This window comes from Microbacterium sp. NPDC055988 (genome assembly GCF_042269505.1).
GTDB lineage: Bacteria > Actinomycetota > Actinomycetes > Actinomycetales > Microbacteriaceae > Microbacterium.
Genome location: NZ_JBHJXY010000001.1, coordinates 1,088,985 through 1,101,773, shown reverse-complemented (window position 1 = coordinate 1,101,773; position 12,789 = coordinate 1,088,985). Strand labels below are relative to the sequence as shown.

Annotated in this window: 15 protein-coding genes; 11 read left to right on the top strand and 4 right to left on the bottom strand. The window is 68.7% G+C overall.

Translation table 11 applies throughout. From position 1 onward, the window contains the following. The first annotated feature begins 38 nt into the window (after positions 1-38). On the top strand, positions 39-398 hold the full coding sequence (locus ACFC14_RS05475; protein WP_376101636.1) for a hypothetical protein: 360 nt from the start codon (positions 39-41) through the stop codon (positions 396-398). 168 nt (positions 399-566) lie between these two features. Here ACFC14_RS05475 and ACFC14_RS05470 read toward each other — a convergent pair whose 3' ends face one another. Further along, positions 567-1,154 (bottom strand): Lrp/AsnC family transcriptional regulator, encoded by a 588-nt coding sequence (locus tag ACFC14_RS05470; RefSeq protein ID WP_237682566.1) that lies wholly within the window; start codon positions 1,152-1,154, stop codon positions 567-569. A gap of 150 nt (positions 1,155-1,304) precedes the next feature. On the opposite strand from ACFC14_RS05470, the gene ACFC14_RS05465 reads away from it, so the two are divergent. From ACFC14_RS05465 to ACFC14_RS05445, 5 genes are read left to right on the top strand one after another with little or no spacing between them, the layout of a single operon-like run. After that, a complete protein-coding gene (locus ACFC14_RS05465; protein WP_376101635.1) occupies positions 1,305-2,888 on the top strand; it encodes an ABC transporter substrate-binding protein in 1,584 nt (527 codons plus the stop codon). Between the two features lie 11 nt (positions 2,889-2,899). Next, entirely contained in the window at positions 2,900-3,961 is a 1,062-nt protein-coding gene (locus ACFC14_RS05460) for an ABC transporter permease (protein WP_105712016.1), read from the top strand. Beyond that, on the top strand, positions 3,958-4,869 hold the full coding sequence (locus ACFC14_RS05455; protein ID WP_105712017.1) for an ABC transporter permease: 912 nt from the start codon (positions 3,958-3,960) through the stop codon (positions 4,867-4,869). The genes ACFC14_RS05460 and ACFC14_RS05455 overlap by 4 nt, the downstream gene beginning before the upstream one ends. Next, positions 4,866-5,687, top strand: a complete 822-nt coding sequence (locus ACFC14_RS05450; RefSeq protein ID WP_376101633.1) for an ABC transporter ATP-binding protein — start codon at positions 4,866-4,868, stop codon at positions 5,685-5,687. The genes ACFC14_RS05455 and ACFC14_RS05450 overlap by 4 nt, the downstream gene beginning before the upstream one ends. Next, positions 5,680-6,519, top strand: coding sequence for an ABC transporter ATP-binding protein (locus ACFC14_RS05445; RefSeq protein WP_376101631.1), 840 nt, complete (start codon positions 5,680-5,682; stop codon positions 6,517-6,519). The genes ACFC14_RS05450 and ACFC14_RS05445 overlap by 8 nt, the downstream gene beginning before the upstream one ends. Positions 6,520-6,697: 178 nt before the next feature. Here ACFC14_RS05445 and ACFC14_RS05440 read toward each other — a convergent pair whose 3' ends face one another. Next, positions 6,698-7,402, bottom strand: coding sequence for a hypothetical protein (locus ACFC14_RS05440; protein WP_376101629.1), 705 nt, complete (start codon positions 7,400-7,402; stop codon positions 6,698-6,700). A 225-nt stretch (positions 7,403-7,627) separates the two neighbouring features. Between ACFC14_RS05440 and rpsF the strand changes: the two genes are divergently transcribed. The 5 genes from rpsF to ACFC14_RS05415 all read left to right on the top strand — a co-directional run bounded on the left by rpsF (position 7,628) and on the right by ACFC14_RS05415 (position 10,409). Beyond that, positions 7,628-7,996, top strand: a complete 369-nt coding sequence (gene rpsF / locus ACFC14_RS05435; RefSeq protein WP_029264265.1) for a 30S ribosomal protein S6 — start codon at positions 7,628-7,630, stop codon at positions 7,994-7,996. Between the two features lie 5 nt (positions 7,997-8,001). Beyond that, positions 8,002-8,517, top strand: a complete 516-nt coding sequence (locus tag ACFC14_RS05430; protein ID WP_021201451.1) for a single-stranded DNA-binding protein — start codon at positions 8,002-8,004, stop codon at positions 8,515-8,517. Between the two features lie 77 nt (positions 8,518-8,594). After that, positions 8,595-8,849 carry a 30S ribosomal protein S18 gene (rpsR, locus tag ACFC14_RS05425; protein ID WP_017829850.1) on the top strand — a complete coding sequence of 85 codons (255 nt, stop codon included), beginning with the start codon at positions 8,595-8,597 and terminating at the stop codon, positions 8,847-8,849. 11 nt (positions 8,850-8,860) lie between these two features. Next, positions 8,861-9,313, top strand: a complete 453-nt coding sequence (gene rplI, locus ACFC14_RS05420; protein ID WP_136042503.1) for a 50S ribosomal protein L9 — start codon at positions 8,861-8,863, stop codon at positions 9,311-9,313. Positions 9,314-9,677: 364 nt separating this feature from the next. Further along, positions 9,678-10,409: a GntR family transcriptional regulator gene (locus ACFC14_RS05415; protein ID WP_376101626.1), complete on the top strand. Its 732-nt coding sequence runs from the start codon at positions 9,678-9,680 to the stop codon at positions 10,407-10,409. A gap of 83 nt (positions 10,410-10,492) precedes the next feature. Here the strand turns inward: ACFC14_RS05415 and kynU are convergent, their stop codons facing one another. Next, entirely contained in the window at positions 10,493-11,767 is a 1,275-nt protein-coding gene (kynU, locus tag ACFC14_RS05410; protein ID WP_376101624.1) for a kynureninase, read from the bottom strand. A 26-nt stretch (positions 11,768-11,793) separates the two neighbouring features. Next, a complete protein-coding gene (locus ACFC14_RS05405) occupies positions 11,794-12,786 on the bottom strand; it encodes an amidohydrolase family protein (protein WP_376101622.1) in 993 nt (330 codons plus the stop codon). Between the last annotated feature and the right edge of the window lie 3 nt (positions 12,787-12,789).

Here is a 12,789-nt window from a genome sequence, read left to right as displayed (position 1 = left end):
GGGTGAGGGTTTCCGACGCATCCCGCATAATCGAGGATGTGACTGCGACAGCAACCCTCCCCTCCCTCGACGGCCGCCGCTTCCGGATGGTGTCGTCCACGACCTCCGCGGTCGACCCCGAATCTCCGAGCATCTTCGAGTACTTCGAGCGCGACGGTGCGATCTGGGGTGGATACGAGGGCGACACGGTCACCTTCGGCAAGTTCGTCGGTACCCGCACCGGTGACAAGATCTGGGTCTCGTTCGTGCATGTGCTCAAGGCCGACGGCACGGTCGTGACCGGCGACGGCGAGAGCGAGCTCGAACTCACCGACGACGGCGGCATCCGCCTGGTCGAGCATTACGAGATGCACGGACTCCCGCAGCTGAGCGTGTGCGAGGAGATCGCGGCCGCCTGAGCCCGCACCCCCGTGCGGCGAGCAGTCGGCCTCGTGCGCTCCCGTGCGCTGAGGGGTCAAGACACGCCGTATCGCGGCGTGGGGATGCGGCGTTTCCTGACCCCTCGGCGAGGAGCGGGGAGCGGGAGCGGGACCCCTCAGCGGGGAGCGGGGCGCGGAGCGCGGGGCTCAGCGCGGGGGCAGTGCGTCGCGGCCGGCGGTGGCCGGCGTCCAGCGCGTCATCCCGAGCGGGATCTCGGTGCTGCGCTCCGGCAGATCGGCCGGCAGCAGGTAGGGCCGGCGGATCACCTCGTCGAGCACGACGACGCTGACCACGGTGCGCACCTCCGGGAGTTGCGCGATCACCCCGGTGGAGAACTCGTGCACGCCGCTCACGTCGACCGCGCGGATGAGCAGCATCGCGTCGTGCTCTCCGGTGGTGATGGCGCACCATTCGACGTCGGGCATCTCCAGCACGCGCTCGCGGAACGACGCCCAGGCCTGCGGCATCACGGTGACGAACACGAGCGCGCCGATCGAGAGTCCGGCCTTGGCTTGATCGACCCGGGCGCTGAAGCCCGTGATGACCCCGTCGTGCACGAGCGACTCGACCCGCGTGTACGCGCTCGCGCGGGAGATGCCGACCTTGTCGGCGAGGGCGGCGATCGAGACGCGACCGTTATCACGCAGCACATCGAGGATTCTGTATGCCGTCTCGTCCAATGGGGCGGCACTTCGTCCAGAATGCTTCGACTGATCCGCATCCTTGCTGGACATATTGCTCCTCACGACCGACGTTCTGGACAGAGCGTGTCGAGACCACCCACACTCGCTGGACACATCGTCGCATATGATGCGAATCTGATCCCCGGTCGTCCACATCGGTGGCGACTCACCCGAATGTACTCCTCGCCCCTGGAGGTCCTCATGTCGTCACGCCGCATCACGCCGGTCATCGCGCTCGGAGCGGTCGCGATCTTCGCGCTCGCCGGATGCTCGGGAGGGAACTCGGCCGGCAACGGCGATTCCGCAGGTTCCGACTCACTCGTCATCGACACCGCGTTCTCGATCGAGACGACCGACCCGGGTCACACCTACGACCCGACCGGCAACATGATCGCGAAGGCGCTGTACGAGACCCTCGTCGACTTCGAAGGCTCCGACGTCTCGACGCCGGTTCCCGGACTCGCCTCGTGGGAGCAGAACGACGAGGCGACCGAGTTCACCTTCACTCTCGAGGGCGACCGCGTCTTCTCCGACGGCTCGCCGATCGAGGCGAAGGACGTCGTCTTCTCGCTCCAGCGCATCCAGGGCATGGCCGACGCGAAGCCGAACTTCCTGCTCGGCGGCCTCACCATCACCGAGGTCGACGACAAGACGATCCGGTTCACGTCCGAGACCCCGCTGCTGCAGCTGCCCGCGATCCTGGCGAACCCGGCGCTCGGCATCGTCAACTCCGACGTCGTGATCGAGAACGGCGGCACGACCGACGGCACCGACTCCGCACAGAAGTTCCTCGACGGCGAGTCCGCGGGCTCCGGTCCCTTCGTGCTCGACACCCTCGACCTCTCGTCGCAGGTCGTTTTGACCAAGAGCGACGAGTACAACGGCGACGAGGAGTCGGCGTACAAGCGCGTCGTCGTCCGCAACGTCTCGGAGAGCGCCACGCAGCTCGCCAACCTCAAGGGCGGCGACTCGATGGTCGCGATGGACCTCAACGGCGACCAGGTCGCCGGCCTCGGCGACGACGTCACGGTCGACTCGGTTCCCTCCGGGCAGACCATCTTCCTGCTGCTGAACCAGTCCGAGGCGGTCGCCGGTGAGCTGGCGAACGTCAAGATCTCCGAGGCCATCCGCTACGCACTCGACTACGACGCACTGCTCGAGCTGGCCGGTGCCGGTTCCGTGCAGGCGACCGGCGTCATCCCGCCCGGATTCGAAGGCGCCCTGGAGTCCGGTGTGGAGAAGGACCTCGACAAGGCCAAGGCCGCGCTCGCGGAATCCGGTTACACGGGTCAGACCCTCCAGCTGAAGTTCCCGAACGACTACCCGGTCGGCGGCGTCGAGTTCACCCCGCTCGCCGAGCGCATCCAGGCGCAGCTCGAGGATGCCGGCATCACGGTGGAGCTGGCCCCCGCGCCCTTCGCGACCGAGCTCGACTCCTACGTCAACGGCACCGAGGGCTTCGGCCTGTGGTTCTGGGGTCCGGACTACGCGGACTCCGCGAACTTCCTGCCCTTCGCTCCCGGTCTGAAGGTCGGACTCCGTGCCGGCTGGGCAGCGGAGGCCAACCCCGAGATCGCCGGAATCGCCGCGGGCGCCGCGGCAGCGACCGACCCCGAGCAGCGCACGGCCGCGTTCACCGAGTTCGCCGAGGCGATGCAGGCCGAGGGTCCGTTCGTCCCGCTGATCGTCCCGGGTCGCAACATCTCGTCGGCCGACAGCGTGAGCGGTGCGGTGTACAACTCCGTCTGGGAGATGGACATCGCCGAGATCACGCCCGCCGGCTGAACGGGCATCCCATGACGACAGTGGCGGTGCAGAGGCAGGCGCAGCGGCGCCGATCGCCTCTGGTCGGATACCTGCTGAGGCGGGCGGGCACCTCCCTGCTCCTGCTGGTGGGTGTGACGATCGTGACGTTCGCGCTCACCAACCTGGTGCCGGGAGACCCGGTCTCGGCCGCCCTCGGCGAGGGCGCCTCGCAGAACCCCGCGACGCGCGAGGCGTTCATCAAGGCGAACGGACTCGACCAGCCACTGTTCGTGCAGTACTTCATCTATATGGGGAACCTGCTCCGCGGGGACCTCGGCACGTCGCTGGTGACCGGACGCCCGGTCACCAGCGACCTCGCCACCGCTGTTCCCGCGACCATCGAGATCGCGATCGGCGCGATCATCGTCAGCCTCGCGGTCAGCATCGTGCTCGGCACCCTCGCCGCCTACCGTCGTGGCCTCGTCACCGACCAGGTCATCCGCGTCGTCACCCTGGTCGGGCTGAGTGTGCCGACCTTCTGGCTGGCGCTCGTCAGCTTCTACGTCTTCTTCCTCGAACTGCGCATCGCCCCGGGATCCGGACGCATCTCGCCCTCGATCACACCGCCGCCGCGCGTGACCGGCCTCTACACGGTCGATTACCTCCTGAACGGCGACGCGGTCGGCTTCTTCGACGCCCTCGCGCACCTCGCGCTCCCGGTCATGGTGCTCTCGCTCGTGACGATCGGTCTGCTCACCCGCTTCATCCGCACCTCGGTGCTCGAGGTGCTCGGCAGCGACTACGTGCGCGCCGCCCGCGCCAAGGGGCTTCCTGCCATGCGCGTGATCCTCGACTATGTGCTCCGCGGGGCCTCGCTGCCGATCCTCACCGTGGTGGGCGTCGCCTTCGGCGCACTGCTCTCCGGAACGGTGCTCGTCGAGTCGGTGTTCGCCTGGCCGGGGCTCGGAACCTACGCCTACAACTCCGCCGCCAACCTCGACCTGCCCGGCATCATGGGCGTCGGTCTGGTGGTCGGCATGATCTACCTCCTCATCAACTTCATCGTCGACATCCTCTACGGCGTGCTCGACCCGAGAGTGAGGATCGCATGAGCCGCATCGCCGCAGCCACGCCGGCCGGCCGCTTCCGCTTCCGCTGGCCCCGCGCCTGGCGCACCCCGCTCGGCATCATCGGCACCGTCATCGCGGGCGCCTGGGTGATCGTGGCCTTCACCGCGCAGTGGTGGGTGCCGTATCCGCCGAACGCCCAAGTGCTGCCCCGCCTGCAGGCGCCGGGTATCGACACGCTGCTCGGAACCGACGGCAACGGCCGAGACATCTTCTCCCGCCTGATGACGGGTGCGACCGTGAGTCTCCCGCTCGCGCTCATGCTCGTGATCGCCGCGATGATCATCGGCACGGTCATCGGCGCCGTCGCCGGGTACTTCGGCGGCTGGGTCGACGAGACCCTGATGCGCATCACCGACCTGTTCATGGCCTTCCCGACCGTGATCCTCGCGATGGTGGTCGCGGCCTCGCTCGGTCCGTCGCTGTTCAACGCGGTGATCGCGGCGATCGTGGTGTCGTGGCCGCAATACTCGCGCGTCACCCGCAGCATCGTGCTGGGTCTGCGCGGGCAGAACTACGTGATCGCCGGACGGCTGCTCGGCCATTCACCCGCTCGCACGCTGTTCGTCGACATCCTCCCGAACATCGCCGGTCCGGTGCTGGTGCTCGCGACGCTCGACATCGGTGCGGCGATCCTGCTGCTCTCCGGCCTGTCGTTCCTCGGTCTCGGTGCGCAGCCGCCGACCGCCGAGTGGGGCTCGATGATCTCGGGTGCGATGCAGAACTTCGACGCCTGGTGGCTCGGGGTCTTCCCGGGTCTCGCGATCCTGACCGTGGTGCTGGCGTTCAACTTCCTCGGCGACGCGATGCGCGACGTGCTCGACCCGACCGCCGAGATCACGCACGAGAAGGCCGCGGAACACAAGGCCTCGGCGACGGGGGTGGCAGCATGACCTCCGCGCAGGCATCCTCCGTGCTCAGCATCCGCGATCTGACCATCGACATCGGTCGCCCGCTCGTGAAGGGCGTCTCGCTCGAACTCGAGGCCGGTCGCATCCACGGCCTCGCCGGCGAGTCCGGATCGGGCAAGACGCTGACCTCGCTCGCCGTGCTGGGGCTGCTGCCCCGCCAGGCGAAGACCGGCGGATCGATCCTGCTCGGCGGCGAAGAGCTCGTCGGCCGGGGGCGCCGCTCCCTCAACCAGGTGCGCGGCAAGCGCATCGCGATGGTGTTCCAGGATCCGTCGGCGTCGCTGCACCCGCAGCTGCCGGTCGGCCGCCAGCTCACCGACCACATGCGCGTGCATCTCGGGCTCAAGGGCGCGGCTGCTCGCGAGCGGGCGATCGAACTGCTCGAGACCGTGCAGGTGCCCAACCCCGCCGAGGCGCTGAAGCGCTACCCGCACCAGTTCTCGGGCGGACAACGGCAGCGCATCGCGATCGCGTGCGCCCTCGCGTGCGACCCCGAGGTGCTGCTGGCCGATGAGCCGACCACGGCCCTCGACGTCACGGTGCAGGCCGGCATCCTGAAACTCCTGCGCGACCTCGCGGTGGAGCGAAACCTCGCCGTGCTCCTCGTCACGCACGACCTGGGGGTGATGAGTGCGATCGCCGACAGGGTGGCCGTCATGAAGGACGGACGCGTGGTCGAGCTCGCCGATCGCGAGACGCTGTTCCTCGACCCGCAGCACGACTACACGCGGATGCTGCTCGCGGCCCTGCCGGGTTCGCGCATCGATGAGGCACCGGAAGGGCAGGCCGCAGATGAGTGAGGTCCGAGTCCTCGACGCGCAGGACGTGGTCGTGCGCTACCCCGGCAACCCGCCCGTGATCGCCGTGAACGGCGTGTCGATCAGCGTCGCCGCCGGTGAGACGGTCGCGCTCGTCGGGGAGTCCGGCAGCGGCAAGTCCAGCCTCGCCCGCGCGGTCGTCGGCATCGAGAAGATCGCCGGCGGAACGGTGCTCTTCCGTGACGCTCCCGTGGCGCCGCTCGGCATCCGTCGTCGGCCGACCGCGATGACCGGCATCCAGATGGTGTTCCAGGATCCGGCGACCTCGCTGAACCCCCGCCGCCGCGTGGGCGACCAGATCGCCGATGGCATCGCGACCGCCCGTGCGCGCGGCGCCGAGGGCTCGACCGTCGACGAGTGGCTCGAGCGCGTCGGCCTGCCGACGACGGTCAGCACCCGCTTCCCGCACCAGTTCTCGGGCGGGCAGAAGCAGCGCATCGCGATCGCCAGAGCCCTGGCCGCCCGGCCATCGCTCCTCGTCGCCGATGAGCCGATCTCGGCACTCGACGCCTCCACTCAGACGAGCGTCGCGGGGCTCATGCGCGACCTGGTGGCGGAGTCGGGAGCGGGGATGCTGTTCATCTCGCACGACCTCGCCGTGGTCCGCCGCATCGCCGACCGCACGTTCGTGATGTTCGGCGGCCGTGTGCTCGAGTCGGGCCCGACGGATCAGCTCTGGGCTGCGCCGCAGCACCCGTACACGCAGGCGCTGCTGGCCGCGATCCCGGAGCCCGACGGCGCCGGCCGCATCCCCGCCGCACCCTCGGTCGACGACCGCACGGTGTGGGCCGAGATCCCACCGGTCACGTACTGAGCGCGAGACTCGAAGGAGATATCCCGACGTGAAGGACCGGATCGGGCAGGGGCTCCTTCATAACGCGTGATCTCCTTCATTCCGTGTGACCCGGAGTCCAGTTCATCCCGGTCCAGCGGGATGACCGAACGCACTGCGGGCCGAGGCAGCAGCCCCGGCCCGCAGCATCAGCTCTGGATCAGAGCGGTGCGACGATGTCCTGCTTCACGTCCCACTCGGTGATCTCCATCGAGATCTCGACCGACTGGCCCTCGACCGAGGCGGTGCTGGTCATCGCGAGGTTGACGTAGTCCGCGGTGACCTCGAAGACGACGTCGACCGCGGTGCCCTGCTGCTCGATCGTTCCCGAGACCAGGTAGACCTCTTCACCCAGGCGCTCGCCGGTGCCGGTCACCGTGAATTCGCCGGTCATGGCCTCGGCTGCCGTCGTCGGGTCGAGCGACGAGATGTCGGAGGCGGCGGCGCTCAGCGCGGCGATGACCGGGTCGCTCGACTTCGGATCGGCGGGCTGCCACTCGCTCGTCGCCGACTTCACCCAGACGTCGTCGCCGATGGCGATCAGCGAACCGGCCGGAGAGGTCGACTCGAGGGCCTTCTCGGACGGGTTGAACTTGGCCGTCGACTCGATGCCCATGACGTCGGTCTTCGCTGCGTAGCCCGCCGTGTCGGACATGGCGTCGGAGATGCAGGTGCTCAGTGCCGTGCCGTCGACGGTGGCGCCGTCCTTGAGCTCAGGGCAGTCCGCGGCCTGCGCCTCGGCCTCCTGCGAAGCGCCGCTGCTGGGCTTCGATTCGGCCGGCTTGTCGGACCCGCCCGCCGAGCATCCGGTGAGCAGCACGGCGGCGGCGAGAATCACGCCGACCCCCCATTTGTTGACGCGCATGGCGTCCCCCCTCTGGTCGAGTGCCGGCGACTGTCACAGGCACGCCCTCCAGCATGTCAAGGGTGAGCTCCGACCCGTGCGGGCGACACGGAGGAATCTCCGCTAGACTGTCGAGGTTGTCTGCCTTCCGGCGTCCATTCGGGATTCCTGGGGCGGGCACGTGCACACACCCTCCTGCTCCCGGGAAAGTCCCGAGAGCCGTTCTAGTCCGAAGGAGGTGGGTAAGTGACGCACCAGTACGAACTCATGGTCATTCTGACTCCCGAGATCGACGAGCGCCAGGTCGCACCTACGCTCGACAAGTTCCTGAAGGTCATCACCAACGATGGTGGCTCGATTGACAAGGTCGACATCTGGGGTAAGCGCCGTCTGGCCTACGAGATCCAGAAGAAGAACGAAGGCATCTACGCCGTCGTCAACTTCACCGCTACCAGCGAGGCCACGCAGGAGCTCGACCGTCAGCTGAAGCTGAACGAGCAGATCATGCGCACCAAGGTCCTCCGCTCGGAAGAGGCTCAGGCGATGGTCGCTTCGGAGGCCAAGCGCTCCGAAGAGAAGGCTGCTCGCAAGGCCGCCAAGGCTGCGAAGGCCTGACGTCCATGGCCGGCGAAACCGTCATCACCGTTGTGGGAAACCTCACGGCCGACCCCGAGCTGCGCTACACGCAGAACGGGCTGCCGGTGGCGAACTTCACCATCGCTTCGACGCCTCGGAACTTCGACCGTGCCGCGAATGAGTGGAAGGACGGCGATGCGCTGTTCCTCCGTGCATCCGTCTGGCGCGAGTTCGCCGAGCACGTGGCGGGTTCGCTGACGAAGGGCATGCGCGTCATCGCGCAGGGCCGTCTGCGTCAGCGCTCCTACCAGGACCGCGAGGGCAACCAGCGCACCGCTATCGAGCTGGAGGTCGACGAGATCGGCCCCTCGCTCCGGTACGCGACCGCGCAGGTCACCCGTGCGGCCTCGACCGGCGGTGCCGGCGGTGCCGGTGGCGGCGGACAGTCTCGCCCGGCGCAGCAGCAGGTGTCGGAAGAGCCGTGGTCGACCCCCGGTTCCTCGACGAGCGCAGATGCCTGGAGCACTCCGGGCAGCTTCGGCGACGACACCCCGTTCTGAACAACTTCTGGCCCTGAGCTCGGCCCCACTTGGGTCCCTGAGCTTGTCGAAGGGCCGCTCATCACTAAGGAAAAACAATGGCTGGAAAGTCGAGCGGCGACCGCCGCAAGCCGCGGAAGGGTGGCAAGCCCACCGCTCCCGCGAAGTCCATCCGGGTCGGTGTCATCGATTACAAGGATGTCGCCACCCTTCGCAAGTTCGTCTCGGAGCGCGGCAAGATCCGTGCCCGTCGTATCACCGGTGTCTCGGTGCAGGAGCAGCGTCTGATCGCCACGGCGATCAAGAACGCGCGCGAAATGGCGCTCCTGCCCTACGCTGGCGCCGGCCGGTAAGGGGTATCGAGATGGCAAAGCTGATTCTCACGAACGAGGTCGTCGGGCTGGGTAGCGCCGGCGACGTTGTCGAGGTCAAGAACGGGTACGCCCGTAACTTCCTCATCCCGCAGGGCTTCGCTACGGCGTGGACCCGCGGTGGCGAAAAGCAGGTCGCTTCGATCCAGGCCGCGCGTCAGGCACGCGCGATCCACGATCGTGACGACGCTGTCGCACTGAAGAACGCTCTCGAGGGCACCAAGGTGCGCCTCACGGTCAAGGCCGGCAAGGAGGGTCGTCTCTTCGGCTCCGTCAAGACCGACCACGTCGCGGATGCTGTCGCAGCCGCCGGCCTGGGTTCGATCGACAAGCGCAAGGTGCACATCCCGTCGCCCATCAAGGTGACCGGTGACCACGAGGCGACCGTGCGTCTGCACGAAGACGTCACCGCAGTCATCACGCTGCAGGTCGTCGCCGCCAAGTAACTCCCCGATGGGCCACTGAGCCCGTCGAAGTGCGCCCCCTGTCCTTCGGGACAGGGGGCGTTCTGTGTGTGCGCTTCGCTCTGGCGGGCCGGCCGTGCGCCCCGCGTCGTGCCAGGTGCGAGGGTACGGACGTCGGGAGGAAGCACAGATGTCGGGCGAAACGCGGCGGTTTCTCCCGACAGGTGTGCGAGCTCCCGACATCCGGCACTGGAACGGGACGGGATCGGCATCGGCGCGGCAGTTTCGCCCGGCACGTGTGCGAGCTCCCGACATCCGGCGCTGGACGCCGGGACGTCGGACCCGACTCGAGTGATTCTGGATCCAGAATGCAGAGTTCGGGGCCGCGATCCGATAACCTCGGCCCATGGTGCAATCAGGGAACGTGGTGTCGCCCAAGGAGCGGGCCGAGGCGCTGCAGAAGCTCGCGCAGCGGCACGGAGCCGGATACCGGTCGGTCGGGGCGATGGCGTACGACATCATCCGCGATGCGATCCTCGACGGAACGCTGCCGCCGGGAATGAAGCTGCGGCAGGAGACGCTGGCCGAGTCCATCGGCATCTCCCGGCTGCCGATCCGCTCCGCCCTGATCCAACTCGAGGCCGACGGGCTCGTGATCTTCCACGCCCGCCGCGGCGCGATGGTGCGTGCGCTCTCGGTCGAGGAGGCCACAGAGGTCTACCACCTGCGCACTCTGCTCGAGAAAGAGGCGCTGCGGCTGGCGATGGCTGAGATCACGCCCGAGCGGGTCGACCGCCTGCGTGAGCTCGCCAAGACGGCGGACGACATCTCCGAGGGCGGCGAGTTCGTCGAGGCGCGCACCGAGTTCTACGCGACGCTCTACGACGCCGAGTCGCGCCCGCTGATGTGGGAGATGATCGAGCAGTTGCGCCTGAAGCTCGGGCGCTATGTGCTCGGCTGGCGCCTGGTCTCGCCCGGCGCTCACGACCATTCGCACAGCGAGCTCATCGACGTCGTCGCCGCCGGAGACACGGACGAGGCGCTGCGCGTGCTCGAATCGCACCTGAACCACGTGCGCGACGGCGTCATCGCCCTGCTCGACGCCGCGGCGACCGAGGCTGCGGGCGACAGCGCCTGACGCCACACACGGCGCAGACGCGCGAACGCGAATGAGGGGACCGGCGACGCATCGCCGGTCCCCTCATAGCATCGTGCCGAGTCTCAGGTGACGGTGCCGCGGCGGGCGAAGCGCGGCTCGCGCCAGATCTCGGTGCGCAGCACATCCTCCAGCACATCGACGGCATCCCACACGTCGGCGTACGAGGTGTAGAGCGGCGTGAAGCCGAAGCGGATGAGGTCGGGCGCCCGGAAATCGCCGATGACCCCTCGCTCGATCAGGGCCTGCATCACCGCGTAGCCGTCTTCGTGGCGGAGCGACACCTGGCTGCCGCGGCGGCTGGACTCCCGAGGCGTGACGGGCTCGATGCCCCAGTGCGGGGTCAGCCGCGTGTCGACCAGGGACATGAAGAGCTCGGTCAACCGCAGGCTCTTCTCGCGGACGAGCTCCATGTCGACGTCGTCCCAGACGTCGAGGCTGGCTTCGAGTCCGGCGACCGACAGCAGCTGCGGCGTGCCGACGCGGAAGCGTTCGATGCCCGCGGCGGGAGCGTAGTCGACGGTGAAGTCGAACGGGCGGGCGTGGCCGTGCCACCCGGTGAGCGCCGGGCGAGCCGCATCGTGGTGGCGGGTGGCCGCCCAGATGAACGACGGCGAGCCGGGGCCGCCGTTGAGGTACTTGTAGGTGCAGCCGACCCCGAAGTCGGCATCCGCGCCGTTCAGGTCGATCGGCACCGCGCCGGCGCTGTGGCACAGATCCCAGACCACCAGCGCACCGGCGGCGTGCACCTTGCGCGTGACCTCGGCCATGTCGTGCATCCGTCCCGTGCGGTAGTCGACCTGGGTGAGCACGACGACGGCGACGTGATCGTCGAGCACGTCGTCGAGGGTGGGGCCGTCGTCGGAGATGAGCCGGCGCTCCAGGGGTGTTCCACCGCCGAGCAGCTCCTGCACCGCCTCCAGCATGTAGAGGTCGGTGGGGAAGTTGCCGCGTTCCGCGACGATCACGCGTCGGCCCGGCCGCAGCCGGGCAGCGGCGACCGTCGCCTGGAACAGGCTCGCCGAGGTCGAGTCGCCGAGCACGACCTCGCCGGCATCCGCCCCGATCAGCGGCGCGATGCGGTCGCCGACCGTGCGCGGCTTGGCGAACCACCCGGCGTCGTTCCAGCTGCGGATGAGTCCCGTGCCCCACTCCTCGGTGATCACGCGCTGCAGGTGCGCAGCGGTGTGCCGCGGCAGCACGCCGAGCGAGTTTCCGTCGAGGTAGATCACGCCGTCGGGCAGCACGAAGCGGTCGCGCATCGAGGCCAGCGGGTCGGTCTCGTCGAGGGCCGTGCAGGTCGCACGGTCGATGGCGGGGCGGGTGGAGGTGGTGCTCATGAGGGTCCGTTCGAGGTCGTGCGGGGTCAGCGCCCCAGGAAGCGCAGGGCGTTGTCGCGGCGGATGGCGCTCTTCTGCGCCTCGTCGAGGAAGTCGGCACGGTCGACGACGCCGCCGACGGGCCGCTCGCCCAGCGGGTAGGGGTAGTCGCTGCCGACCATCACCTGCGAGGTGCCGAGTGTCTCGACCAGCACCCGCAGCGCGACCGGGTCGAACACGACGCTGTCGACGCTGAACCGGTCGAGGTAGGCCGACGGCGGGCGCTCGCTCACGCCGATCAGATCGGGTCGCTGCAGCCAGGCGTTCTCGAACCGGCCCAGCCAGAAGGCGAAGGATCCGCCGCCGTGTGCGAACGCCAGGCGCAGCGACGGCGGCACGCGATCGAAGACGCCGCCCAGGATGAGGGCGATGATCGACAGGTGCGTCTCGGCGGGCATGCCCGTGAGCCAGCGAGCCATCCACCGATCGAGCCGCGGGGAGCCCGCCATGTCCCACGGATGCACGAAGACGGGGATGCCGCGATCGGCGCAGTGCTGCAGGAACGTCACGGTGCCCTCGTCGTCGAGATCCCGGTCGCCGACGTGGTTGCCGATCTCGACACCCGCATGGCCGGAGGCGATGGCGCGGTCGGCCTCGGCGCACGCGGCATCCGGATCCTGCAGCGGCACCTGCGCGAACGGGATCAGCCGATCGGGTGCGGGTGCGCAGATCTCCAGGGCCAGGTCGTTGAAGATGCGCGCGACCTTGACTGCCTCGTCACCCGACTTGTCGTAGGAGAAGAACACGGGCGTGGGGGAGACGACCTGCATCTCGACGCCGTCGGCATCCATGTCGGCTAGGCGCACCTCGGCATCCCAGCAGTCGTCGCCGATGCGTCGGAATTCGGTCTCGCCGAGCATGATCATCGCCTCGCGCTCGGAGTCCACGCGCAGCGTCGGCCAGAGACCCGGCCCGACCTGCGTGGACAGGTCGGGCCAGGAACTCGGCACGAAGTGGGTGTGGACGTCGATCGTGCCCAAGGG

Excerpts from the sequence above, each read along its gene's own strand:
- ACFC14_RS05470 (WP_237682566.1), bottom strand. The coding sequence starts at position 1,154 with ATGTCCAGCAAGGATGCGGATCAGTCGAAGCATTCTGGACGAAGTGCC.
- ACFC14_RS05465 (WP_376101635.1), top strand. The coding sequence starts at position 1,305 with ATGTCGTCACGCCGCATCACGCCGGTCATCGCGCTCGGAGCGGTCGCG.
- ACFC14_RS05460 (WP_105712016.1), top strand. The coding sequence starts at position 2,900 with ATGACGACAGTGGCGGTGCAGAGGCAGGCGCAGCGGCGCCGATCGCCT.
- ACFC14_RS05455 (WP_105712017.1), top strand. The coding sequence starts at position 3,958 with ATGAGCCGCATCGCCGCAGCCACGCCGGCCGGCCGCTTCCGCTTCCGC.
- ACFC14_RS05450 (WP_376101633.1), top strand. The coding sequence starts at position 4,866 with ATGACCTCCGCGCAGGCATCCTCCGTGCTCAGCATCCGCGATCTGACC.
- ACFC14_RS05445 (WP_376101631.1), top strand. The coding sequence starts at position 5,680 with ATGAGTGAGGTCCGAGTCCTCGACGCGCAGGACGTGGTCGTGCGCTAC.
- ACFC14_RS05440 (WP_376101629.1), bottom strand. The coding sequence starts at position 7,402 with ATGCGCGTCAACAAATGGGGGGTCGGCGTGATTCTCGCCGCCGCCGTG.
- ACFC14_RS05430 (WP_021201451.1), top strand. The coding sequence starts at position 8,002 with ATGGCCGGCGAAACCGTCATCACCGTTGTGGGAAACCTCACGGCCGAC.
- rpsR (WP_017829850.1), top strand. The coding sequence starts at position 8,595 with ATGGCTGGAAAGTCGAGCGGCGACCGCCGCAAGCCGCGGAAGGGTGGC.
- rplI (WP_136042503.1), top strand. The coding sequence starts at position 8,861 with ATGGCAAAGCTGATTCTCACGAACGAGGTCGTCGGGCTGGGTAGCGCC.
- ACFC14_RS05415 (WP_376101626.1), top strand. The coding sequence starts at position 9,678 with ATGGTGCAATCAGGGAACGTGGTGTCGCCCAAGGAGCGGGCCGAGGCG.
- kynU (WP_376101624.1), bottom strand. The coding sequence starts at position 11,767 with ATGAGCACCACCTCCACCCGCCCCGCCATCGACCGTGCGACCTGCACG.